Below are 24,284 nucleotides of genomic sequence, written 5' to 3'. Positions count from 1 at the left end.
ACCACTAATTAAACGGGTCACTCCATTTTTCTTCTTCAGCGATACTTTCGTCAGTCAAGGTTTTCAGAAAAGCAACCAGTGCTGACTTTTCTTCAGCGGTAAAATTTAACCGCACCGGATCGCCATTCGCATCGGTCAGAGCAGGGGATAATGTCGGGTGTGCTTGAATGCCGCTGTTGTAGTGTTCGACAACCTCTTCCAGAGTCGCAAAGCGACCGTCGTGCATGTACGGTGCGGTAAGTTCGATGTTTCTTAGGCTGGTAGTTTTAAAACGCCCTTCAAATATAGGATTATTGAATACTGCGCCAGCGCCTTCATCCGTTGTTACGGTATCCAGTCCATTGTTCTGCGGGCCTGGATTGGCACTGACAAATGCCTCAGTAGTATGGCAGCCAAAGCAAGCGCCACCCCCATTCGGGATAGTTCTGAAAAATAAGTTCTTGCCTAAGTTTTCTTCAGTAGTGAAGTTAACAAAATTGTCTCCAGGCGCATTGGCTAATGCTCTGCCTTCATCATATTTACTGCTGTAGCTCACAATGCTGCGAACAAACTGGGCGATGGCCTGCGCTATTTTGGTGCTAGTTACCTCTGTTGAACCGAATGCATTGGAAAAAAGTTCAGGGTAATAATCTTGCGCTTCTACTGTGGCCTCAAGTTGTTCGAGGGTTATGCCCATTTCTGTCGGATCCTGAAATGGCATTAATACCTGTTCTTCGAGTGTGGCGGCGCGTTCATCCCAGAAAAAGCGTCCGCGCTGATAATAGCGGGCGTTAATCAACGTCATTGAATGACGGGCGGTTGTACCCCCTTCAAAACCCAGACTAAACGCAGCATCGTCGGAGAATCCTAATTCTTGGATATGGCAGGATGCACAGGCAACCGTTCCATTGGCACTGAGCTTTTTGTCGTAAAATAATACTCGCCCGAGCGTTGCTCCATCATTGGTGACAGGGTTATCTGCTGGCGTATTGTCCAAGCCATTTACCGCCGTCGGTAACGGCTGGCCTGGAACGTTTGTGGTAAAATGCGCAGGTAAATCCAACGTCGCATAGTCAAACGGTGTACTCGGCAGATTGAGTTCTGAGACTGGCTCGGGAGAGACTTGGATCGGCTCGTCTTGTGGCGGGGTAACATCTGTACTCTCACTTTCGCTGCCACTGCCACAGGCGACCAAACTGAAAGCTGCGATTAAAGTTAACCAAGAATTCTGTCCATTTTGCATACGTTACTACCACCACTTGTTTACTCATTCGACGCCACCGAGCGGTGTACACCAGATTTTTCGTTATGCAGCCAGTGTAACCACGTGGATGTAAAGTAACGTCGGGTAAGTGTAAAGATTACGTAAATCCATGTTCTATTAATTCCACAGTATTGATGTCAAAGGTGGGGCTGTCACAGGCCTTTGTATCTGCAACATATTTACAAATCTCGATTTCGGCGTATGGTATTTGCGCATAATGATCTTGTTAAAGGATTAACCTTTGAAACACCTAACTTCACTGTCTTTAACGCTAGTTTTGCTACTCACGCTTGCGGCTTGTAGCCAAGCTCCTGAACCGACTTCATCAAGCGTACATGGCGCTGATCCTGCCCTACCCAGTTTTGATATTCCCTACGAAAAGTTCGTGCTAGACAATGGGCTTGAAGTGGTGATGCACCGCGATACTTCCGATCCGGTGGTTGCTGTTTCGTTGACTGTGCATGTGGGGAGTTCACGTGAAGTAGAGAATCGCACCGGTTTTGCCCATTTGTTTGAGCACTTATTGTTTCTTGAGTCGGAAAACCTAGGCAAAGGTGGACTTGATCAAATGAGCGCAAGAATTGGCGGCTCAGGCGCCAATGGCTCTACCAGTCGCGACTGGACCAACTACTTCCAAACCGTACCCAAAGACGCGTTGGAAAAAATGATTTGGGCCGAAGCAGACAAGTTGGGATGGTTTATCAATACGGTCACGGATCCGGTGCTGGCCAAAGAAAAGCAAGTGGTGAAGAACGAGAAGCGCTTGCGTGTTGATAACCAGCCCTACGGGCATACCTCATATGTTATCGATAAACTATTATATCCAAGTGATCATCCATATAGCTGGCAGGTGATTGGCTCACTAGAAGATCTGCAGGCAGCGACATTGGATGACGTTAAGGCATTCTTCAATCAGTGGTATGTACCCAACAACTCGACACTAGTCATAGCGGGAGATTTTGACTTTGCTCAGGCAAAGGCATGGGTGCACAAGTACTTTGACGAAATACCACGAGGTCAAGCCATTGAGCAGCGCGCTGCTATGCCAGTGGCGTTAACTGAATCAAAACGCGCTTATCATGAAGATAATTTTGCCAACTTACCGGTATTAACCAAAGTTTGGCCTACGGTAGAGTCTTATCATCCCGACGAATACGCGCTAACTATGCTTGCGACGTATTTGGCCGATGGCAAGCAAGCGCCGCTGTACCAGTTATTGGTAGATGAGATGAAGCTAACGGCAAACGTGCAAATGCGCCAACGTGGGTCTGAATTAGCAGGTCAAATGTATCTCTCGGTGCGGGCCTTTGAGAATACTCCACTAGATAAAGTCGATGCTGCGCTGGCTGAAGCGTTTAAACGGTTTGAGGAACAAGGGATCTCAGACGCTGACTTAGCGCGCATTAAAGCCGGTCAGGAAACTCGGTTTTATCAACAGTTGAGTAGTGTTCTGGGTAAAAGCATTAGTTTGGCGCAATACAATATTCTGGCTGACGACCCTGGTTATGCCGAGCAGATGATTGCACAAATCATGAGCGTTACAACGGCAGATATTAAGCGCGTATACCAGACCTACATAAAAGACAAACCTTTCGTGGCAACAAGCTTCGTACCGAAAGGGCAAAGTGAACTCGCGCTGACCGGCTCTACCCGAGCGGATGTGGTTGAAGAACAAATTATTGCTGGCGCTGAAGAGGCTTTTGACGCGAGCATACAGGCAGAATATGAACCGACGCCTTCAACCTTTGATCGCAGCCAAGAGCCAGCCTATGGCGCAAGCTATGTGATCCAACCCCCGCAAGTCTGGCAAAACCAACTATCGAATCAATTAGCCATTATTGGCATTGAAAACTCGGAAGTGCCGTTAGTCAATGCTCACTTAAGAATCACCGGCGGTAAATTGTTGGATCCTGATGCGAAGCCTGGTGTTGCCAATTTACTTGCAGGAATGCTCACGCGTGGCACGAAGTCACGCACTGCCGCTGAATTTGAAGCACAGGTTGAACAATTAGGTTCAACGGTTACCGCAACGGTTAACGGGAGTGCAACGGATATTTACATCAGTGCGCTAGCGCGTAATTTTGCGCCGACGCTTGAATTAGTCAGTGATATGTTACTCAACCCACGTTGGGACAGTACTGAGTTTGCGCTATTAAAACAGCGTACGCTGGATGCCCTGCAGCAACAACAGGCAAATCCCAATGCTATTGCTGTGAACCAATTTAATCAATTGCTGTATCCTGATGATAAGCGTGGCATCAATTCGCAAGGCACGCTGGCTGCAGTCGCAGCGATCACCATTGAGGATTTACAAGCGTATTACGAGGCTTACTATTCACCTGCCGTAGCGACTTTAATGGTGGTTGGTGATGTGCCGCAATCGGTGGCCATTGATACCGCGCAAAAGAATTTGTCCAGCTGGGCGAATAGGGCGGTTAATTTACCGAATTATGCACTCCCTGAACCGCCGCAAACTGCACAAGTCTATTTTTATGATGTGCCAGATGCCAAGCAGTCAGTATTAACGATTGGGAGTCCTGCATTAAAAGCGACAGATAAGGATTATTACGTCGCTAGCATCATGAATTATAAATTAGGTGGTGGTAGTTTTGCGTCGCGTTTAACTCAACAACTGCGCGAGAGTAAGGGATATACCTACGGAATATTCTCTGCTTTCGATGGCAGCCAGTTTGCTGGTGACTTTACTATCAGTAGCAGTGTTAGAACTAATGCAACGCTAGAATCGATGACGTTAATTCGGCAAATCATGGCTGACTACCCAGCAACATTTACTGCCGAAGACTTAGCCACCACGCAAAGCTTTATGCTGCGTAGTCAATCGCGGGCCTTTGAAACGGCGCGCTCTAAATTGAGTATGCTACTGAATATTAGCCAGTACAATTATCCGCTTGATTACGTGCAACAACGGCAACAAGAAATCGCAGATATTAGCGTTGCTGATATCAGCGCATTGGCGCGTCAGTATGTCGATCCGAATCGTATGTATTGGTTGGTGGTGGGTGATGCAAAAACCCAGTTACCAAGGTTGAAGGATTTCGCTGGTAGCGCGCCGGTAATGCTGAATAATCAAGAGCCAGCAGTGAATGATTAAGGCAATTGAATAAAACTAGCACTTTTAACTTAACTTTGGTGTAATTGGGTCAACTAACGCAACAATAATCACAATAATGCGAATTGGTTGGCGACAATACATCCGTTCTAAACTGCAGCGAAAGTCCTCCTTCGCTGCGGTCGGAATTTCCTTGTCAGAAGACACGGCTTGTTTTTCAGCTTTACAGGCCACTGCCAATGGTTTTGTAGTCAAACTGTATCATGAAACGCCCATTGGCAAGTGGCAAGACGCCTTAAATCGCTGGACAACAGACAACAATGTGGGGGCTGCACAGTGTGCGGTTTCCGTATCGACGCATTTGTATGAAATTTTCCAATTAGAAAAGCCAAATGTTCCGGACGACGAGCTGCGTCAGGCGCTGACCTGGTCAGTTAAAGAGCTCAGCAAAGACAGTTTCAAAGCACCGGTTTTTGATTACTTTGACTCACCCGCTAGATCTGCTGGTAATCAACAGGTGAACGTTGCGGTGATTGAACAGCAACATGTTGAGTCTATTATCAGCGCAACGATAAATGCAGGTTTAACGTTAGCGTCAATATCGGTTGAAGAATTGTCGATTTGTAATCTGGTGCCAGTCAGTGATGAACCGGTGTTGACCTTGTTACAGAAAGCCGGTGAGGAAATTCATTTAGCCATCGTCAAACAGGGCCAGCTTTACTTTTCACGCAGTCTAAAAGGATTTGAAAATCTGGGCAGTTTTTCGGTTGATGAATTGCAGATGGGCGTAATGGACTCGCTGACCGTTCAAATCCAACGCTCAATGGATTACTTTGAAAGTCAGCTGCGTCAAGCTCCCGTGCGTAAGGTATTATTTAATATCGAAGCGTCAAACAGTCAGGCCATAGGTACTCAAATTGCTGAGATTTTGCGGGTCGATGCGCAGCCATTTGACTTACCGGCAGGGATTGTAAATACGACCGAGCAAGCTTTGACTTATCAGTGTGTTGGTAGTGCGTTAGCGTTGTTGGATTGGTCAGCTGAACAAACTGAGCGAGCCGCATGAAGAATCGGGTAAATCTATATTTAGAGGAATACCGGCCAACCCTCGATTTACTGAGTTTAGGTACGCTGATCACCGTGTTCACGCTTTTGTTCTTAGTCGTGGTTGCTGCACGCATTGGTTTATCCGTTGCCGGTGGGCAAGACGCCAAAAACTTGGAACGTGTCTCTGCGGAAGTCACGCGCAGTAGTAATTTGGCTAAAGAGCTGACGAACGCCCTGCAAGCGCGCAAAGAAGATCCTCAGTTATTGGCAATTTTTGCCGGTCTGCAAGCATCTTTGGAGGCGAAAGAACGGCTCAAACAAGCGCTGGGTGAACGCGAAGTGATGAAGTCAGCTGGTTTTTCAGTACTTCTACAAGAGCTTGCACAACATCATCATCAAGAGCTTTGGCTCACCCGCATCAATGTTGCAGGAAATAATATGGTGTTGGATGGTCAAGCCTTAACACCGACTGCATTGCCGCAATGGTTAGGGAAGCTTGGTCAAGGTGACTATTTCTCAGGTCGGGAATTTGACCAAGCACAATTATTGCGTGAAGAGCGTGGCCTGTTATTTAGCCTTTCTACAGAGCGAAGTGGGCAAAGAAGGAATGGCAATGCGGGAGGGCAAAACTGATGTTTGAGCAACTCCAGCAGCGTTATCAGGAATTGTCGGGCCGCGAGAAGAATCTGGTTTTATTAACCGGCGTAGTATTGATCTTGTTTGTTGGGTTTACCTTTTTGGTAGAGCCACAGTACTTAAAAAATCAACAAGTTAAAAAGCAGATAGCCACAGCACAGATTGAATTGGCCAGCGCACAACAACAAATTGCGTTGCTTCAAGAAGCCTTAGCCGATGATCCGAATGCCCAGCTACAGCAGCGTATCGGCAGCATAGAACAGCGTATTGTCGCCCTCGATAGCGCCTTTGCCACGCAAATGCGAGAACTGGTTCAACCGCAGCAAATGCCCATGGTCATTGAGCAGATGTTAGCGCAGGCTAAGCATCTCGAATTACTCGAGTTAACCTCCATTAAACCCATTAACGTGTTTGCAAACAGCCATGAAAATGCTGATCTCCCGTTGTATCAGCACGGTGTTAAATTCGTTTTTGCAGGTCAGTATGCTCAAGTTATCGACTATCTGAAAGCCGTAGAAGCCTTGCCTTGGCAAGTCTATTGGCATGCATTTGATTATCAGGTTGCGGACTACCCGAACGCGCAAATTACGCTGGAGATTTTTACTTTGAGTACCAGCCAAGCATTTATTGGAGTGCAATGATATGCGTGCTTTGTACGGTTTATGTTTGTTCAGTACCTTAGTGTTTGCGCAAACCCAGCAAAGTGTTGATCCGACGAAACCTGCGAACATGCTTATGCCAGCAAAAGATATTACAGCAGCGCAGGATGTTAACGGTATCCAAGTAACGGCGATCTTACAAAAAGCCGACACGTATTTTGCTATTGTTAATGATAGAGTGATGCGGGTGGGTGATCAGGACTTTGGCGCTACAGTCAAGTCGATTGATCAAGACACTGTTGTATTAGAAATTGTTACCAATGGCGTCATGGAAGAACGCCGGTTACGTGTGATCTCAGCGGAAAATATAAAGAAAAATGCGACAGAGAACTTCTAAAACTATGCAAATTATTATTCGAAAAACGCGCTGTGATTATGCGTTGCTAATGATGTTTCCTGTATTTTTATTGGGGTGTCAAAGTGTGCCTCCTAGTCACGTTGAAACGTCTCTGCAGCAACAGTTGGAACAACAAGTGGCGACCGAGCGTGAGGCCGAAGCGCAGCGCCGAAATCAATTGGACACATTACCAGCATCGGTTAGTGCTGCATTGCAAACCTTACCTGGGCAAGAGCAATCCGGGCTCTTTAGTAGCGAGAAGTATGATATCAACGCGCAAGGGGTTGATGCCGCTGCCTTTTTTGCTGGTCTTGTGACTGACACCCCGTTCAGCGTAGCAATTCACCCAGAAGTTAGCGGTAACATTTCACTGAATTTAAAACAGGTATCACTAGAACAAGTGTTTGATTTGGTGGGAGAGCTATACGGATTTGATATTACCCGACAAGGTTCCATTTATCGCGTGCGACCTGCGGGTATGCGCACTGAAACGTTCAGTATCAACTATCTACTAATGCAGCGTGATGGGGCGACGCAAACTAGCATTATTTCCGGCGGTGTATCACAGGCGCAAGGCAATAACAGTAACAACGGCAACAGTAACTTTAACAATTTCAGTGGTAATTCGCAGAACAGTAATAATTTAGGTTCAGGATTAAATAATAATACCAACGGTACGGTGATCAGCACGCGCACGGAAACCAATTTCTGGGCAGATCTAGCAACAAGTTTACAAGCAATGATCGGGAATGAGGGAGGACGTACCGTATTTGTGACTCCACAAGCCGGCTTAGTCACAGTTCGAGCCTTGCCTGACGAACTTAAAGCTGTGCGTGAATACTTACAAGTGTCTGAGACGAATTTGCAGCGCCAAGTTGTGTTAGAAGCTCGGATCCTAGAGGTCTCTTTGAATGATGAATATCAACAAGGTATAAACTGGAATCAAGTATTAGCTCATGCCGGCAGCACCGACTTCCAGTTTTCTACTTCTGCAGGGGCGATTGGTAATGAGATTTCGGCAGCGTTGGGCGGTATCACTAGCCTATCTTTCTTAAATCAGGATTTTTCTGGTGTTCTCAACCTACTCTCCACGCAAGGCAATGTGCAGGTTCTGTCGAGTCCGCGAGTGACAGCAACAAATAATCAAAAGGCAGTCATTAAAGTCGGTGACGATGAATATTTTGTCACTGATGTGTCGAGTCAGAATACGATTACCTCGACGACAACATCAGTCGTTCCTGATATTGAGTTAACACCTTTCTTCTCCGGTATTGCGTTGGATGTAACACCGCAAATCGATGATAAAGGCAGTGTTCTTTTGCACATTCATCCGTCAGTGATTGAAACTCAAGAGCAAGAAAAAGTCGTGACCTTGAATCAGGAGCAAATCGTGTTGCCATTGGCACAGAGCACGATCCGTGAATCAGACACCATCATTCGTGCGAACTCTGGCGAAATTGTGGTGATTGGTGGCTTGATGCAATCAAGTATCACTGAAGTGAACTCAAAAACACCACTGTTGGGCGATATTCCTTTGTTAGGCAATTTATTTAAGAACCGCCAAGATAAAGAAGTTAAAAGTGAGCTGATCATTCTACTTAAGCCAACCGTGGTGGGGGTTGGTACATGGTCAGAGCAACTGCAGATGAGCCAAGAGCAAATGGCTGATTGGTTGTACGTGGATTGAGCATGTATTTGTATCACTTTGGGATAAAGGAACTGCCGTTTACGCTAACACCGAACACGCAGTACTTTTTTGGATTGCCAAGTCATCAAGAAGCGCTACAGGTGTTAACCACAGCGCTTAAAACGGGTGAAGGCTTTATCAAAGTGACCGGCGAGGTTGGTACCGGTAAAACCTTGATTTGTCGTAAGTTGCTAAATGAAATGCCCGACCATTTTGTCTCTGCATATATTCCCAATCCCATGTTATCTCCGGCAGAGCTGCGCCGAGCAGTTGCCGCTGAACTCGGTGTAACTTTAGCAGCGAATTCTGATCAACAAGATTTCACGCAGCGCATTCAAGAACGCCTGATAGAGATCCATCAGCAACGTCGTAGTGCAGTATTGATTATTGATGAGGCGCAAGCCTTGCCAATGGAGTCTATTGAGGCACTGCGGTTGATGACGAATCTAGAAACTGAGTCGCGTAAATTGCTGCAGGTGATCTTATTTGGGCAGCCAGAATTAGACGAAAAGTTATCATTACCTGAATTGCGCCAATTAAAACAACGTATCACCTTCGCCTATACCTTGAGATTAATGGATGCGGATCAGGTGTATCAATACGTAAAGCATCGCATGCGAGTGGCCGGCTATTCCGGCGCTGAGGTATTCGATCGGCGTTGCGCAGAATGGCTGTTTAAAACCAGCAAAGGCACTCCGCGTATTGTCAATGTGGTGTGTCACAAGGCGTTGATGCTGGCCTATGGGCAAGGTCGGCACACCATCGAGATTGCCGATCTAAAAGCTGCGATAGCAGATACCGAAGCTGCCCATCCCGTATCACAGTCTTACTGGTTAGTCTGGACCTTGGCATTACTGGCGTGTTTTGCCTTTACTTTATTGGTGTATTTTGCGCCGTGGAGTCGGCAATGAGTGTGGTCAATCAGATGCTCAAAGACTTAGAGCAGCGCAATGCTGAAGAGCAGACACATTCCGCTGTGTATCAGGCGCCAGCGTCGAAAGCCACAAGTGCTAAATTGTTGCTGATTATCATTGCGCTATTATGTGTGGCAATTCTGATTATGGCAGCAAGTTGGTGGAGCGCCAAATCAGCAATACCAGTATCTGCGTCTACCTCGCCGGTCGTTGAAACTATTGGAGGTACGCCTAATCAAGCCAGTGGCAGCCAAGATTCGCTGGCTTCTGCAAAAATTGGGAGTGCGACTGCAGAACTCACCCTAGCGGGGAGCGAGCAGCAGATAAATAAAGTAACTCTAGAGCAAGCTTACACGGCAAGCGCAACAACTACTGTTACAGCCCAAGACAGCGCTCAGCGGCAAAGCGCTGTTGCGAACATGCATGGCCAACCGGAAGCTGCGTCTGAAAATACTGAGGTTACATCTGCAACAACCAGTATGGCTACTGAGGGAGTCGAGCAAACGCTTAAATTGCCCCAAGAAGCTGACGATATTGCAGCCGCGGCGGCAGTCAAAGAAGCGCCTTTTGTTAGTGGTCAAGATCCAAACGCTGCTAACACGGCGCCCGTATTTAAGAAGTCCTCGAACGCCCAATCCTCCGATTTAAGCCTGCGTGACCGCGCCTTGTCTGCAGTTCGTGCCGGCCAGGACGAGCAAGCGATTACCCTATTACAGCAATTGGTTGCTATTGAGCCAGATAACATCGCTGCACGCAAAAAGCTCGCGGCAATTTACTATGCACGTAATGAATTGGTTAACGCACAAGTAGTGCTTGAGCGTGGGATCCAAGCATTTCCCGAGGATGCGGGTATGCGCTTAATGTTAGCCCGATTATTCGAGCAACAACAGCAAGCCGAATTGGCGTTCAGCGTGGTTAATCCAGAGTTACCATTGCGCGAACTAAGTACCGAGTTTCTCGGTTTTCGCGCGGCATTGGCCGATCGCGTGCAAAACGTGGTCACGGCGTATAATGACTATCAACTATTAACCCAACGCGAACCCACACAGGCGCGTTGGTGGTTAGGTTTAGCTATTGCGAGCGAGCGGCAAGAAAAAGTCAGTCAGGCGCTTAGCGCCTATCAGCAGGCATTGGCATTGCGTCAATTGGGGCCAGATGTTGTGCGTTTTGTACAACAACGAATGGCAATTTTGGTGGAGCCATCATGAACCAACCTAAGCGTATTCGTCTCGGTGATTTACTGGTTCAAAATGAACTGATCAGTGAAGATCAGTTGATGCAAGCGCTGGCAGAGCAGCGCAAAACAGGGCGTAAGCTCGGAGCGACACTAATTGAAATGCAATTAGTTAGCGAACTGCAATTACTGCAATTGTTGTCTGAACACTTAAAAGTGCCCCTTATCGACATTGATCAGTTTAAAGTATCGCCTGAAGCCGTGCGCTTGTTACCCGAAATGCAGGCGCGTCGCTATCGTGCCCTTGTGCTCGAAGACAGCGGTGATAGCCTGTTAGTTGCGATGAGCGATCCCGCTGACTTGGCGGCAATCGACAGTTTGACCGATTTGTTGCCAAAACCGATCAAGGTCGCGGTAGTTAGCGAAGGGCAATTGTTTGGGGCATATGACAATTTCTATCGTAAGACCGAAGAAATTGCCTCTTTTGCGCAAGAGTTGGCGGAAGAATATCAAACCGAAGATGAGTTTGATTTAGCGGCTGATCTTGATGACGGTAGCGATACCGCGGTAGCTAAATTGTTGCAGTCCATTTTTGAAGATGCCGTGCAGGCCAAAGCATCGGACATTCATATCGAACCCGATGAGCAGCAATTACGCATTCGCCAGCGTATTGATGGGGTATTGCAAGAGACCGTTATTAAAGAACGTAATATTGCAGCGGCATTGGTACTGCGATTGAAGCTCATGGCGGGTCTGGATATATCAGAAAAACGTCTGCCGCAGGATGGCCGGACTCAAGTACGGGTTAAAGGGCATCGTGTTGACGTACGTTTGTCAACTATGCCAATCCAAGCCGGTGAATCTGTGGTTATGCGTTTGCTTGACCAGTCGGCTGGTGTATTGACGCTCGACCAAACGGGAATGCCCAATAACTTGCTGGCGCGCTTTAGAACTTTACTGAAACGTCCACATGGCATGGTTTTGGTTACTGGGCCCACGGGGTCAGGTAAAACCACAACGCTGTACGGTGCGCTAAGCGAACTAAATCAAGCGGCAAAAAAAATCATCACCGTAGAAGATCCGGTCGAATATCGTTTGCCACGGATCAATCAGGTGCAGGTGAATAACAAGATTGATCTAACTTTTAGCAGCATACTTAGAACAACGTTGCGGCAAGATCCAGACATTATCATGGTCGGTGAGATGCGTGACCATGAAACCGTTGAAATTGGGTTGCGTGGTGCACTTACGGGTCACTTGGTATTGTCCACTTTGCACACCAATGATGCGATCAGTAGTGCTATCCGTTTGATTGACATGGGGGCGCCGGGTTACCTAGTAGCAACATCGTTACGCGCGATTATCGCGCAGCGTTTAGTACGGCGGATTTGTGACAACTGTGCGGTTGATTACACACCGAATGAGGACGAAGTTTTTTGGCTTAGTCATATTGATGAAACTGCCAGTAGTGTGACCTTCAAACGTGGCATGGGCTGCCATAAGTGTAATCAAACGGGCTATCGGGGGCGCGTAGGCGTGTTCGAATTGTTGGAAATGAACGAACAAATGATGACCGCACTGAAGGTGAATGATACCGAAGCATTTAGCCAGGCGGCTCTGGAAAGTAAGGGGTATCGGCCGTTATCACACACTGCTTTGACCTACGCGAAAATGGGTGTGACCACAGTAGAAGAAGTCTTGAAGTTGGTTGAAATGGTGGCCGAACGAGAGGTGGATTATGGCGGCGACGATACTGAACATCTCCAAAAATTAGAAACGCCTGACGAAGTTAAACCTTCAACATTGGCGCAGAAGACTGAAAACAAGCCCGCAGGTTCAGGCGGTTTAAGTCTGGAGGATCTGCCCAATGGCTAAGTTCAGTTATACCGGGCGTCAGAGTGATGGTGAACTCACTCGCGGTGTAATTGATGCTGTAGACGAAGCGACAGCAGCGAAAATGCTCAGCTCACGGAGCATCATTCCGATTGAAATTAACGCAGGTGCCAGCCAGAGTAGTCAACGTCAGGAAAAAGTGTCACTCCTGACACCGCCGGTGCGTTTGGATGACTTGGTTATTTTTGCCCGCCAAATGTATTCATTAACCCGCGCTGGTATTCCTATTTTGCGCTCCGTGGCGGGGCTGGCTGATACCACGACTTCTTTGCGCATGCGTATCGCATTAACTGATGTGATTGAACAGTTGGAGCGGGGACGTAATTTGTCTTCTGCGTTAAATCAGCACAGCAGTGTTTTTCCGCAGTTATTTGTCAGCGTTGTGCATGTGGGGGAAAACACCGGGCAATTGGATTTGGCGTTTTTGCAACTCGCTGAATATCTTGAGCGTGAACAAGAAACCCGCAAGCAGATTAAATCGGCCACCCGTTATCCCATGTTCGTGGTCATTGCACTGGTGATCGCTTTGGTGATTATGAATATCTGGGTGATCCCAATTTTTGCTGGGATGTTCAGTAAGTTTAATGCCGAATTACCTTTAATGACGCGCTTTCTTATGGGGATGTCGGATTTTTTCCTCACGCAGTGGCATTACATGCTACTGACGTTATGCGCCATTGTATTTAGTGTGCATCAGTACATTAAAACTGAGGTTGGTCGCTACAAATGGGACCGTTTAAAACTCAAGTTACCCATTGTTGGGAGTATTTTGGAGCGCTCACTGTTAGGCCGTTTTGCTCGTAGTTTTGCCATGATGTTAAAGGCGGGCGTGCCATTAACCAGTGCATTGAATTTAGTAGCAGATGCGGTAAGTAATGCCTACATGGCCAGTAAAATAATCGAAATGCGGCGGGCCATTGAGCGTGGTGAAAACCTCACGCGGGTGGCGAATGCCAGCGGTCTGTTTACACCATTGGTTATGCAGATGATTGGTGTAGGCGAAGAAACCGGCCGAGTGGATGAATTGTTGGGTGAGACCGCCAGCTACTACGAGCGCGAAGTCGATTATGATCTGAAGAGTCTGACCTCGAAAATAGAGCCAATTTTGATTGTGATTGTGGCGGGTATGGTGCTGGTGTTGGCATTGGGTATTTTCACTCCAATGTGGGACATGATGGGCGCTATCAAAGGAGGCGGCTGATGAAAAATCGTGATGCTGCGAATGAGGATACCCAAGGTCTGTATCGCAATATTGTTATTGTGTGCGGATTCCTAACGTTGATGGCTGGTACGATTGTATATTTGAATGAAAGTGAACCTGATCTGCATGCTGAGATGATGGATACGCTATCGCGCCAATTTAGCAGTAGTGTAATCAACTCGCACTGGCAGTGGCAGGCCGAAGGGCGCCCACGGATGATCATGTTGGTGCAATACGACCGCACGGGGAAAGAGACCGGACGACGTCCATTGCGCATGTCAACCCAAGGTTGGCCTTACGTGGATGGAACCGGTGAAGGCTGTGAGCGCGTGTGGGAAGGAGTGTTGGACATGCCAACCCGCGTCGACAGTTTTCGGGTCATCCCAGAATACTATGATGATGGAGTCTCAGATTCTGGAGAGCCCTTGCAATGGTGCCGTTACAGGCTATCCACCGGGCCTTATTTTGACTATTATGTGAATAACGGTAGAGTGAAAACAGATGATTAACAGGATAACAAACCGAAATATGCAGCATCCGCAAAAGGGCTTTACCTTAATAGAATTGGTGATTGTGGTCGTTATGCTAGGGCTTCTAGCTGCAGTTGCAATCCCGCGCTTCCTCGACGTGACTAAAGAAGCGGAAGACGCAACCGTAGAAGGCGTTGCCGGTGGTTTTGCTACTGCAGTTGGGCTGGTTAGAGCCCAATGGGAATTAGAGGCTCGGCCACAAGACAACGACGGTGTGAATCAAACCTTCGTGACTATCGATGGAATTCGTGTCGGTATTGATAAAGATACTGGCTACCCTACCGGGCAATTGAATAACGATAGCAGTTCAGAGGATGATGCTTTATCAACCCTCGATTGTGAGAGTGTATTTAATCTGATCATGCAAAGCGCGCCGACGATATCGTCAAATTGGGCACAGCGGCCATTCGATGATTTTCGTTACTTTACAAATTTAAGTGAAGGCACGGGTTCCGGTAACAATGATGTGTGTTACTACTACCTGACCCAAACAATTAAAAACCGAACGCAAGAACCTACCGATAATACGGTTGGTAATGGGTTTATTTACGACCCGCGTATCGGACAGGTTATTGTATTTAGCAATAACAATACGAATCAAGGTACCAACTAGGACGTTGGCACCCCACTTTACGGATAATAATAATTTAAAAACTTAAGCTTTTACTTTTGAGGAATGAAACATGCAACAACGTGGTTTTACATTAATAGAGTTAATCATTGTCATTGTTATTTTGGGGATCTTAGCGGTAACCGCCGCGCCACGCTTTATCGACCTGCAGGGTGATGCACGAGCATCCACGCTACAAGGCGTTAAGGCTGCGTTGCAAGGGGGCTCACAGTTGGTTTATGCAAAAGCCGCGATCGCGGGTTTGCAGTCAAATGCTTCTGCGGGGGATGCCACGAGTCAAGTCACCATCAATGGAGCTACCATCGAGACTGATTTTGGTTATCCTGCTGCTGACGCGGCTCTGACCATTGTCAACGTTGGGGCTTGGGCAACGTTAGATGATAACGAATGGACATTAACCAATAGCGGTGATGCAGCGGTAACAGCCGGCACATTCGTTATCACTCCAGAAGGTACGGCAGCCTCTACAGTTGCAGCGAATCAGTGTCAGGTAACTTACACTGAGGCGGCCAATGCCAATGCCGCTCCTACAGTCACTGTGCAGTCTGACGGCTGTTAATTCAGTAGAGTTAGCGATTACTGACATGCGGTGCACAGCGCCAGTCAAGCGGCCGGGATCCCGGCCGTTTTTGATCCAGCAAAAAGGTTTCAGTTTTGTTGAACTGATCACTGTCGTGTTATTGATTGGCATTTTAAGTGTTGTTGCTGTGGCTCGTTTTAGCGGATCTGATGGCTTTGCTGAGTACACCTTTCAGAATCGTTTGATCAGTGCCTTACGGAATATGCAACAGCGTGCTATGCAAGACAATCGAAGCGGTTATTGCTACCAGATTAATCTGATTGCGGGTGCCGTGAATCCTGCTTTTGGCCCACCCTCAACCAATTACACTGCCGGTAATGCCGCAGCTACCTGCGCCAGTACCATCGATCATACAGCACTAGCGCTTGCCACCGCCAGCGATGAAATCGCATCGGAAGCTGTTGTGCTGAACGCTTTTGATAGCGCAGCGTCAGGTCTTACGGTTATTGGTTTTGACGGTTTGGGGCGCCCATTTAGTAACCTTAGTAATTGCGCCGCAGGTTGTCAGATCCAATTTGTGGGTAGCAATACGGCGACTGTTTGTATTGAGTCGGAGGGGTATATTCATGCGTGCTAGTGGCGGCTCGGGCGGATTTACCTTGGTGGAGTTAATTGCTGGGATCGTGGTGTTTGCGATCGCACTAACTCTGGTTACCAGCCTAGTAGCTTCCCAATCTCGGCAGAGTATTGACCCTATCTGGCAAGTGCGCGCTACCGAGCTAGGGCAAAGTCTATTGAATGAAATTAATGGCAAGGCGTTTGATGAGAACTCTGATCTCATTGGCGGAGCAACGCGTTGCAATGAGACAACGCCTTGCTCCGCAAGCAGTGCGCTAGGATCGGATGGTGGTGAATCGCGCGAAGACTTTGATGATGTCGATGATTTTAATGGATTAGATGCAACCGGCGGCGCTATCACCAACTCCCTGAATGAGACATTACAAGGACCAAACGGCAATTTATATGAAGGCTTTCGGTTACAAATTGCGGTCTTTTACGATGATAATTTAGACGGAATTAATGATGATGATATCGATCAGGATGGCAGTCTGGATACTGGCACTTACGTAGGTAATCGGAAGTTGATCCAAATTCGGGTAACAACCCCCGGTGGAGATAGCATTCCTTTCTCGCTTTATAAGGTAAATTACTGATGAAGCGTAAGCAGGGATTCACATTAATTGAATTAATTATGACACTGGTTGTTTTGACCATTGTTTCGATTGGTATTGCAGGCTTTGTGCGCAGTAGTGTTGGTATCTTCAATGACGTCACCGAGCGTGAACAGTTGCTAGGTGACAGTCGATTTTTGCTTGAACGTATGACGCGAGAATTGCGCGCATCAGTTCCCAATAGCCTTCGGGTGCGCGGTAACAGTTCAGTGCACTGCTTACAGTTTGTGCCAATCGACTACAGCACATTTTATTTAGATGCGCCTTTATTCCCAGGTTCAGACGATGAACTGACCGTCGTAGAAATGGGCGACTTCGCTGGCAATGCATTTGTACCTGCCGTTAACAGTAGCGTAATCATTTATCCAACGCGACCGAACCATGTATATAGTACTAGTCAGCGTAGGCGGCGTTCAGTGACGGCCTGTGAAGACAGTGGATCCGATACATCATGTGCGACACTAGACGATCCCAATAATCTTGCAGTGGTAACCGTTGACAACGCGTTTCAAACCAACTCACCGGCTGACCGGGTATATTTCGCCAGTCGGGCGCATAATTATTGTGTGCGTAATGGCAACATGTATTTTCATCAATCGGCGATCACTGCAAATCAAACACTATTTACTTCGGGTGGCGTGTTAATGGCAGAGAATATCGTCAATGCACTGTCTGCCAATCCGGCACAACAAACCAATAATAATGATAACCCTTTTCGGTTATTTGAAAGTACTTTGCTGGATAATGCGTATGTGCAATTGCGCCTACGTTTTGAGCGTAACGACGAGGTGCTAAACTATAATCATGAAATCCATGTCCTTAATGTTCCGTAAGCGTTCAATGCATCAGCAACGTGGTAGCATGTTAATTGTTTCACTGTTTGTGATCATTGTTTTGGCATTACTGGGTATTACTATGACCCGCATGTTGGCAGCAGCTTCGCAGACGACTATTACCGAAATTTACGGTGTGCGCGCACTGACCGCAGCTCAATCGGGAGTGCAATCGTTACTGCAACAGTCTTTTCCACTCAATGCCACAGCGAACACGTGCAATACAACGATTGCGAGTCCGCCATCGTTTGCATCAATAGATGGGTTTAAAGGGTGCCGCTACACTGCGTCTTGTGCGACAGAGACTGTAACCTTTGCCGGGCAAGATCGAAATTATTACCGCTTCACAGCTAGCGGTGAATGTAGCATTGGCAATACAGTTGTTAATCGGCAAGTCGCGTTAGACGCTATGCAGGAGTTACCATGATAAGACTTATTCGCTTCTGGTGCATACTCAGTCTGGGGCTAATTCATAGCTACGTGAGCGCTGCCGAATGCCGCGATGTGTTTCCTGACCCAGCAGCTTCTTATGCCGCCAATGGCAGCATTGAGTTTTTATATCAGGCGAGACTGATCGGCAGTGATGGTGTGCTAACTTTTAATAACGTTACGGATTTGTCGAACGGCAGTGTTTCCTGCGATAGCCAATCGTGTGTCGCTGGACCGACCAATAGCGCTAACTTGTCACTTCCCGCCTTTCAGCCCAGTAATACGAATCTAGATGTGCGGGTAAATCCTTATAACACCGTTAATCTGGCACAAGGGGAATATGATGATATTAATGTGGAACAGGGAGGCCAGCTTAATCTTACGAGTGTTGATGGCACTTATATCATTGAACATTTACATGTTAAATATGGCAGTCAAGTGGTGCTTTCAGGTGGTACCTACTGGATTACTACACTCACCCTTGAGCAGGATGCGCGAATTATTGTTAGTGGTACTGAGCCAGCAACCTTATTTGTGCAAAATGCCCATGCCAAATATAACTCTGCCATCAATACGTCTGGTTCACCAGACCAGTTAACCCTGATCAGTTACAACACGGTTACTCTAGAGCAGGGCGTACAGCTAAACGGTTTTGTGTATGCGTTAAACAGTATGCACATGAAGTATCAAAGTCGAGTGCTTGGCGCTGTAAATACAGCTTATTTGCGTATGGAATCTGAATCGAGAATTACCTATGCGCCGGACGAAATTGAAACTGCAGATTTTGCCAACACCTGTTCGGTCTCAGTGACAGTGCCCGATCCTATTGGGCATTGGCCATTTGACGTGTGTTCACTTTCTGGCAATGGGAATGAATTACTGGATGTCGTTGGCGGTAATCATGGTCAGGCCTACAATGGTTCAGGCATCGATTATGATGGAAAATATTGCCAGTCGGGCGAAGTCAATGGCCTTGGCAACGTTTTTTACATACCACACAGCGATAATTATCATTTAGCCAATGGCAGTTTGTCATTGTGGATCAATACTGCAGATCTATCCTTTCGCAATCGAGCGAGTGCCGGTGGGATGGGAATTTTCTCCAAGGATTCGAACGGACTCGACAACGGCGGCCATTTGACCTTATGGGTGACCAGTTCGGGCGCATTGCGCGCGCGATTGCAAAATACACAATCCAGTGTGACGCTGCAAACCGGTGGTTTTATCACAGAAAACAACTGGCATCATATTGTGGTTACTTGGGGGGCAAACGGCTTTAGGGTTTATTTAGATGGGATTCTGCGTGCGGCGCAGAGCAACTTTACAACGGGCTTGGGATTTAACCGCGAGCCGATTGTGTTAGGAGCGAATGCTTGGCAAACCGGTAATCAGGGCTCACCGTTGAATCAGTTGCGTGATTTCTATCGTGGCAGTTTGGATGACCTTAAGATATTTGATCAACAGCTTTCCTCTCAGCAGGTAACGGCATTGACCAATCAAGCGGCCGGTAGTTGTTTGTCTTGTAGTAGTAATCCGGAATTAGTGACGCATTGGCCGATGGATTTATGTTCAGTTGACGGTAGTGTTGGTGAAATAGTTGATTTGGTGGGTAACTCATCGGGGGCGACGGTTGGTGCAGCTGGCACCATTAATGATGGTAAATTTTGCCAGGCCGGGCGTTTAACCGGTTCGGGCAGTCATATTCATATTCCTAATACGCCCGTACTCGCGCAAGCCAGTGGAAGTTTATCAATGTGGGTAAATACGCCTGATTTAAGTTATTCAGAACGCAGTCATACCGGGGGTATGGGGCTGTTTTCGCGCGATTCTACTGGCTACGACAATGGTGGACATCTTACTGGCTGGTTAACCAGTGACGGTCGCGTAAATGTGCGGCATCAAAGCACTAGCCAAAGCTATTTCGTGTCATCGCCACAAGGAGTCATAACTGAAAATACCTGGCATCATGTGGTCTACAGCTTCGGTCCTGGCGGTATGCGGCTATACGTCGATGGTGATCTCGTCGCATATAACAATCAATACAGTGGCGGAATTACCGGCAACACCGAGCCATTGATTTTGGGCGCAACGGCAACGATCTCTGGGGACAATCAGGCGTTACCCGCAGAGTTACGAGATTTCTACAAAGGGGGTATTGATGATGTACGCCTATACCGCAACCCATTGTCTGCCGCAGATGTTGATGCGCTGTATCGTTCCAGTGGTTATGTCTGTGCCAATTGTACGGGGGATTTACCGGTCGCGTTTTATCGCTTTGAAGAAAACGAATATACCGGGCCAGGCCAGATCGTAGATTCATCCGCCAATGGTTTTGATGGTGATCCCATGGGCAACGTAGAACCGCTAATCCCGGATTTGCCAGTTTCGTGTCGGGCGCTTGAAGTGCCGCAGAACTTTACTGTTGAGTCGGTAGATTCACTGCATACAGGCATTGACATGAATCAAGTGGGCGGGCGCGGAACAATATCCTTTTGGTATCGCAGTGAGTTGCCTTGGATCAATGGTAATGCGCGACAATTGTTTGATGCGTCACGCATTGCAAATCCGCCTAATCGCGATCTATTAACCGATAAGTTTTTCTTTTTTGTACTAAAAAATGATGGCTCTATGCGCCTCGCGATGGAAGACAATACCGACTTGGACTTAATTGTTGATACCTATCGGTATGATGTTGCCCCGAATCAGTGGGTACATTTTGCGGTTTCCTGGGATCTGGTTAATCGAACCGCATCGTTACACCTTAATGGCTATGAACAACCGCTGTTTATTACAGCACAGGTGGAAACTAGCCAATTAGGTGATGTGGGTAATTTACATATAGGCGACAATGGTACCGCTTACGTCATCATCCAAGGCACTGATAATTCCGCTCATGGTCAATTTGACGACGTAAGGATCTATAATTTCATTCAAACACGCGCCCAAATATTAGCTGATATTCAAGACCGCATTGAGTGCACCGCTATCGATCATTATCGCATTATTCATCCTCAGCAAGCCCTGACGTGTGACGGAGCAGAAGTGACTATACAAGCTTGTGCTAACGCGGATTGCTCGCAGCTAGCGACAGAAGCAAGCACAATCTCGCTGGCCCCTAATGGTTGGCAGAATGGTGGAAATGTGACATTTACTGGCACTACAACGCAACGCCTCTTAAGTCCAACACCGGGTTTGAAAACGCTTGGTATTCAGAGTTCTAATCCGGCCGCTGCAGTGGAGTGCGATCCTGATTGTACGATTGATTTTGTTGATGCCGGATTCGAATTCTTTAATGTCAATCAACCCGCAAGTACCGTTTTACCGGCCGTAATAGCCGAGTCTGACTTGGGTGTTGTTGGTATTCGCGCGATAGAAAATCAAGATGGGGTTTGTTCACCGTTATTAAGCGGTACTCATAATGTGCAACTGACCTATGACTGTTTGTCGACCGTTGACGCTCCCTATTCAAGCAATCAATGCAGAGTTCCGTTTGCTGGAGTTAATGTTGTGGGAGGTGGTACAGGCGCAAATACCGGTAATATTACATTAACGTTTGATGGTAATGGAGAGGCGACGCTGGCAGGGCACCAATACGCAGATGCTGGTCGACTAGCCCTGAGCGCTGCTGCCAACATCGATGGTGTGAACATTCGTTCCGGTAGCACCCAGCTTGATAGTGTGCCGGCACAAATCGACATTAATCACAACGCCAGTGATCCCCAGATTGCCGGTGAGGCATTTTCTTTATCATTCAGTGCGCTCGGGGCAAACGGTGGTGTGTTGCCAAGCTACCAACCAGGACGTTTTCAGTTTGACTTGCAGCGTTTATCGCCATTAGGCTCTGGTGTGGACGGTGCCTTGCACTTTGGCTCTGGGCGCGAACTCAATAGCACTCTGGGTGCAGGTAATTTCGTTGATGTGGCAGGGTTATCTTTCAACAACGGACAGTACCAATATGCTCAAGCGTACTTTGAGGAGGTTGGAACAGTAGCGTTGGACGTCAGAGATCTTACGTATTTAGGGGAAACTGTAAGTGCTAACGCAGCGATTTTAGGTCGCTTCATTCCGGCGTACTTTGAAGTCGCTACAGCTAATACAGGTACGTTCGCGGATAGTTGTTCGGCTAATTTTACCTATGTTGGCCAACCCTTCGAATTTGTTTTAGGCAATGAGCCGCGTTTAGACATAACTGCAAAAAATGCCTTAGGTAATACGACATCGAATTATGCTGACACCCTGTGGCGACTGGCCCCCTCGGTAAGCGATTTAACCTTTAGTGATGCCACTGCATACAGCGGTGGGCTTAATCTTGAACAAGCGGGAAATGTAAACCTGACAGGTAGTAATGTTTACGACGGTATAGGCTCAGTTGAGGTTCTTTCAAGTCAATTCAGTTACGCAAAAGCCGCCCAAGCGGCAGAGCCATTTGCAACAACAATTGATTTATTGTTCGACGCAGAATTCTTAACAGATGCCGATGGCGTATGTTACCAATCCAATTATCCTAATGGCTGTGAATCCTATGCACTAAACGGTATTCAAGGCACTCAACAACGCTATGGGCGTTTTACCGTAACCAATACCCATGGACCAGAAAGTGAGCAACTAATTGTTCCAGCAGCGACTGAATATTTCATTTCGGGTGCATGGCGTCTGAATGCAGAAGACAGTTGCACACCGATCAACCTATCCCAGGCGGCCGGAGATATCTTGCTGAGTAACGCGTCGGAAGGCGATATGGAACACAATATTGCAGGCCAACTGAATACAATCACAGCGAGCGGTGTTTTACAGCAGGGCCTGTCCGGCGATGATGACTTTGTTTTTCAACCCGTTTTGGACGCGAGTAATAACCCGCTACGTGGTAGTGTACTAATGTCGCTAGAGCCAATTACTGGCGCTCACTGGACAGACTTTTTGAATATCGACTGGGACCAAGATGGCGATATCGACATTGATGATAAACCAGCGGCTTTCGTAACCTTCGGTATTCCACGCAACAATGATCGCACAATTCATTGGCGAGAACAGTTTGATTGAGCGCTTTTATTGCCCTGAATAGCGCGTACTGCTTGCTGTTAAAGGCCTTGATTGGTAAAGTGTCGGGATTATTTTCAGCAGCATTTGAATGGCGATCGCAGCGCCACTAATTTCTACAGGATAACGCAATTCATGTTTAAAAAGCTCCGCGGCATGTTTTCCAATGATTTGTCAATCGACCTTGGTACAGCCAACACCCTGATTTATGTTAAAGACCAGGGCATTGTTCTTAACGAACCATCAGTAGTAGCGATTCGACAGGAACGTGCAGGTGGGCCGAAAAGTGTTGCCGCGGTTGGTGCCGAAGCTAAACAAATGTTAGGGCGTACACCGGGCAATATTCGCGCCATACGTCCAATGAAAGACGGCGTTATCGCTGATTTCTACGTGACAGAAAAAATGCTGCAGCATTTTATTAAGCAAGTGCACGATAATAATTTTCTCCGCCCGAGTCCGCGTGTATTAGTTTGTGTTCCTTGCGGCTCAACGCAAGTCGAGCGACGCGCGATTCGTGAGTCAGCCTTGGGTGCGGGTGCGCGCGAGGTATTCCTGATCGATGAACCCATGGCGGCAGCGATCGGTTCGGGTTTGCCTGTCAGTGAAGCGACGGGCTCAATGGTCGTTGATATTGGTGGCGGGACTACCGAAGTTGCTATTATTTCATTGAATGGCGTCGTGTATTCATCATCCGTGCGCATTGGCGGGGACAAGTTCGATGAAGCTATTATTAATTACATCCGTCGTAACTTCGGTTCATTAATTGGTGAAGCCACAGCCGAACGGATCAAGCATGAAATTGGCGCGGCTTATCCGGGCGAAGAAGTCCGCGAAATTGAAGTGCGTGGTCGCAACTTGGCAGAAGGTGTACCGCGCGGCTTTACCTTAAACAGCAATGAAATTTTAGAGGCTTTACAAGAGCCACTGACCGGTATTGTCTCCGCAGTCATGGTGGCTTTAGAGCAGTCACCACCGGAATTAGCCTCTGATATCTCTGAGCGTGGAATGGTATTGACGGGTGGTGGTGCGTTACTCAAGGATCTTGATCGCTTATTGATGGAAGAAACGGGCATCCCTGTGGTTATTGCAGATGATCCGTTGACTTGTGTTGCACGTGGTGGCGGTAAAGCGTTCGATATGATCGATCTACACGGTGGCGACCTGTTCAGTTACGAGCAGTGATCGTTGCTGCGGCAAACTAATCTGTCGCT

General features: G+C 47.4%; 20 protein-coding genes. 19 read left to right on the top strand and 1 reads right to left on the bottom strand.

Annotation, left to right across the window (positions count from 1 at the left end):
* Positions 1-4 precede the first annotated feature (4 nt).
* Positions 5-1,222, bottom strand: coding sequence for a cytochrome-c peroxidase (locus AC121Z_RS16185; protein WP_498125329.1), 1,218 nt, complete (start codon positions 1,220-1,222; stop codon positions 5-7).
* 262 nt (positions 1,223-1,484) lie between these two features.
* On the opposite strand from AC121Z_RS16185, the gene AC121Z_RS16180 reads away from it, so the two are divergent.
* The 19 genes from AC121Z_RS16180 to AC121Z_RS16090 all read left to right on the top strand — a co-directional run bounded on the left by AC121Z_RS16180 (position 1,485) and on the right by AC121Z_RS16090 (position 24,255).
* Positions 1,485-4,355 carry a M16 family metallopeptidase gene (locus AC121Z_RS16180; protein WP_498125327.1) on the top strand — a complete coding sequence of 957 codons (2,871 nt, stop codon included), beginning with the start codon at positions 1,485-1,487 and terminating at the stop codon, positions 4,353-4,355.
* Between the two features lie 151 nt (positions 4,356-4,506).
* Positions 4,507-5,379: an MSHA biogenesis protein MshI gene (locus tag AC121Z_RS16175; RefSeq protein ID WP_498125325.1), complete on the top strand. Its 873-nt coding sequence runs from the start codon at positions 4,507-4,509 to the stop codon at positions 5,377-5,379.
* The gene (locus AC121Z_RS16170) at positions 5,376-5,993 is read left to right on the top strand and encodes a PilN domain-containing protein (protein WP_498125323.1); all 618 of its coding nucleotides are present in this window, start codon (positions 5,376-5,378) and stop codon (positions 5,991-5,993) included. Before AC121Z_RS16175 ends, AC121Z_RS16170 begins: the two co-directional genes overlap by 4 nt.
* Positions 5,993-6,637: a hypothetical protein gene (locus AC121Z_RS16165; RefSeq protein WP_498125322.1), complete on the top strand. Its 645-nt coding sequence runs from the start codon at positions 5,993-5,995 to the stop codon at positions 6,635-6,637. Before AC121Z_RS16170 ends, AC121Z_RS16165 begins: the two co-directional genes overlap by 1 nt.
* A 1-nt stretch (position 6,638) precedes the next feature.
* The gene (locus AC121Z_RS16160; protein ID WP_498125320.1) at positions 6,639-6,992 is read left to right on the top strand and encodes a hypothetical protein; all 354 of its coding nucleotides are present in this window, start codon (positions 6,639-6,641) and stop codon (positions 6,990-6,992) included.
* Positions 6,993-6,996: 4 nt separating this feature from the next.
* Positions 6,997-8,679 (top strand): pilus (MSHA type) biogenesis protein MshL, encoded by a 1,683-nt coding sequence (mshL, locus tag AC121Z_RS16155; protein WP_498125318.1) that lies wholly within the window; start codon positions 6,997-6,999, stop codon positions 8,677-8,679.
* Positions 8,680-8,681: 2 nt separating this feature from the next.
* Positions 8,682-9,590 (top strand): ExeA family protein, encoded by a 909-nt coding sequence (locus AC121Z_RS16150; RefSeq protein WP_498125317.1) that lies wholly within the window; start codon positions 8,682-8,684, stop codon positions 9,588-9,590.
* Positions 9,587-10,801: a tetratricopeptide repeat protein gene (locus AC121Z_RS16145; RefSeq protein ID WP_498125315.1), complete on the top strand. Its 1,215-nt coding sequence runs from the start codon at positions 9,587-9,589 to the stop codon at positions 10,799-10,801. The genes AC121Z_RS16150 and AC121Z_RS16145 overlap by 4 nt, the downstream gene beginning before the upstream one ends.
* The gene (locus AC121Z_RS16140) at positions 10,798-12,642 is read left to right on the top strand and encodes a GspE/PulE family protein (protein WP_498125313.1); all 1,845 of its coding nucleotides are present in this window, start codon (positions 10,798-10,800) and stop codon (positions 12,640-12,642) included. The genes AC121Z_RS16145 and AC121Z_RS16140 overlap by 4 nt, the downstream gene beginning before the upstream one ends.
* A complete protein-coding gene (locus tag AC121Z_RS16135; protein WP_498125312.1) occupies positions 12,635-13,861 on the top strand; it encodes a type II secretion system F family protein in 1,227 nt (408 codons plus the stop codon). Before AC121Z_RS16140 ends, AC121Z_RS16135 begins: the two co-directional genes overlap by 8 nt.
* The gene (locus tag AC121Z_RS16130) at positions 13,861-14,370 is read left to right on the top strand and encodes a hypothetical protein (RefSeq protein ID WP_498125311.1); all 510 of its coding nucleotides are present in this window, start codon (positions 13,861-13,863) and stop codon (positions 14,368-14,370) included. The genes AC121Z_RS16135 and AC121Z_RS16130 overlap by 1 nt, the downstream gene beginning before the upstream one ends.
* Before the next feature lie 19 nt (positions 14,371-14,389).
* Positions 14,390-15,004, top strand: a complete 615-nt coding sequence (locus AC121Z_RS16125; RefSeq protein WP_240612795.1) for a pilin — start codon at positions 14,390-14,392, stop codon at positions 15,002-15,004.
* Between the two features lie 70 nt (positions 15,005-15,074).
* Complete coding sequence (locus tag AC121Z_RS16120) at positions 15,075-15,581, top strand: prepilin-type N-terminal cleavage/methylation domain-containing protein (RefSeq protein ID WP_498125309.1); 507 nt, start codon at positions 15,075-15,077, stop codon at positions 15,579-15,581.
* Positions 15,535-16,179, top strand: a complete 645-nt coding sequence (locus tag AC121Z_RS16115; RefSeq protein WP_498125308.1) for a pilus assembly FimT family protein — start codon at positions 15,535-15,537, stop codon at positions 16,177-16,179. Before AC121Z_RS16120 ends, AC121Z_RS16115 begins: the two co-directional genes overlap by 47 nt.
* The gene (locus tag AC121Z_RS16110) at positions 16,169-16,756 is read left to right on the top strand and encodes a type IV pilus modification PilV family protein (RefSeq protein ID WP_498125307.1); all 588 of its coding nucleotides are present in this window, start codon (positions 16,169-16,171) and stop codon (positions 16,754-16,756) included. The genes AC121Z_RS16115 and AC121Z_RS16110 overlap by 11 nt, the downstream gene beginning before the upstream one ends.
* Positions 16,756-17,607 (top strand): PilW family protein, encoded by an 852-nt coding sequence (locus AC121Z_RS16105; protein ID WP_498125305.1) that lies wholly within the window; start codon positions 16,756-16,758, stop codon positions 17,605-17,607. Before AC121Z_RS16110 ends, AC121Z_RS16105 begins: the two co-directional genes overlap by 1 nt.
* A complete protein-coding gene (locus AC121Z_RS16100) occupies positions 17,579-18,034 on the top strand; it encodes a pilus assembly PilX family protein (protein ID WP_498125304.1) in 456 nt (151 codons plus the stop codon). The genes AC121Z_RS16105 and AC121Z_RS16100 overlap by 29 nt, the downstream gene beginning before the upstream one ends.
* On the top strand, positions 18,031-23,076 hold the full coding sequence (locus tag AC121Z_RS16095) for a LamG-like jellyroll fold domain-containing protein (protein ID WP_498125302.1): 5,046 nt from the start codon (positions 18,031-18,033) through the stop codon (positions 23,074-23,076). Before AC121Z_RS16100 ends, AC121Z_RS16095 begins: the two co-directional genes overlap by 4 nt.
* A 132-nt stretch (positions 23,077-23,208) precedes the next feature.
* The gene (locus AC121Z_RS16090; RefSeq protein WP_100643543.1) at positions 23,209-24,255 is read left to right on the top strand and encodes a rod shape-determining protein; all 1,047 of its coding nucleotides are present in this window, start codon (positions 23,209-23,211) and stop codon (positions 24,253-24,255) included.
* Positions 24,256-24,284: the final 29 nt, after the last annotated feature.

This window comes from Alteromonas sp. DYW1 (assembly GCF_059752595.1).
This window is presented reverse-complemented; position numbering and strand designations above follow the sequence as displayed.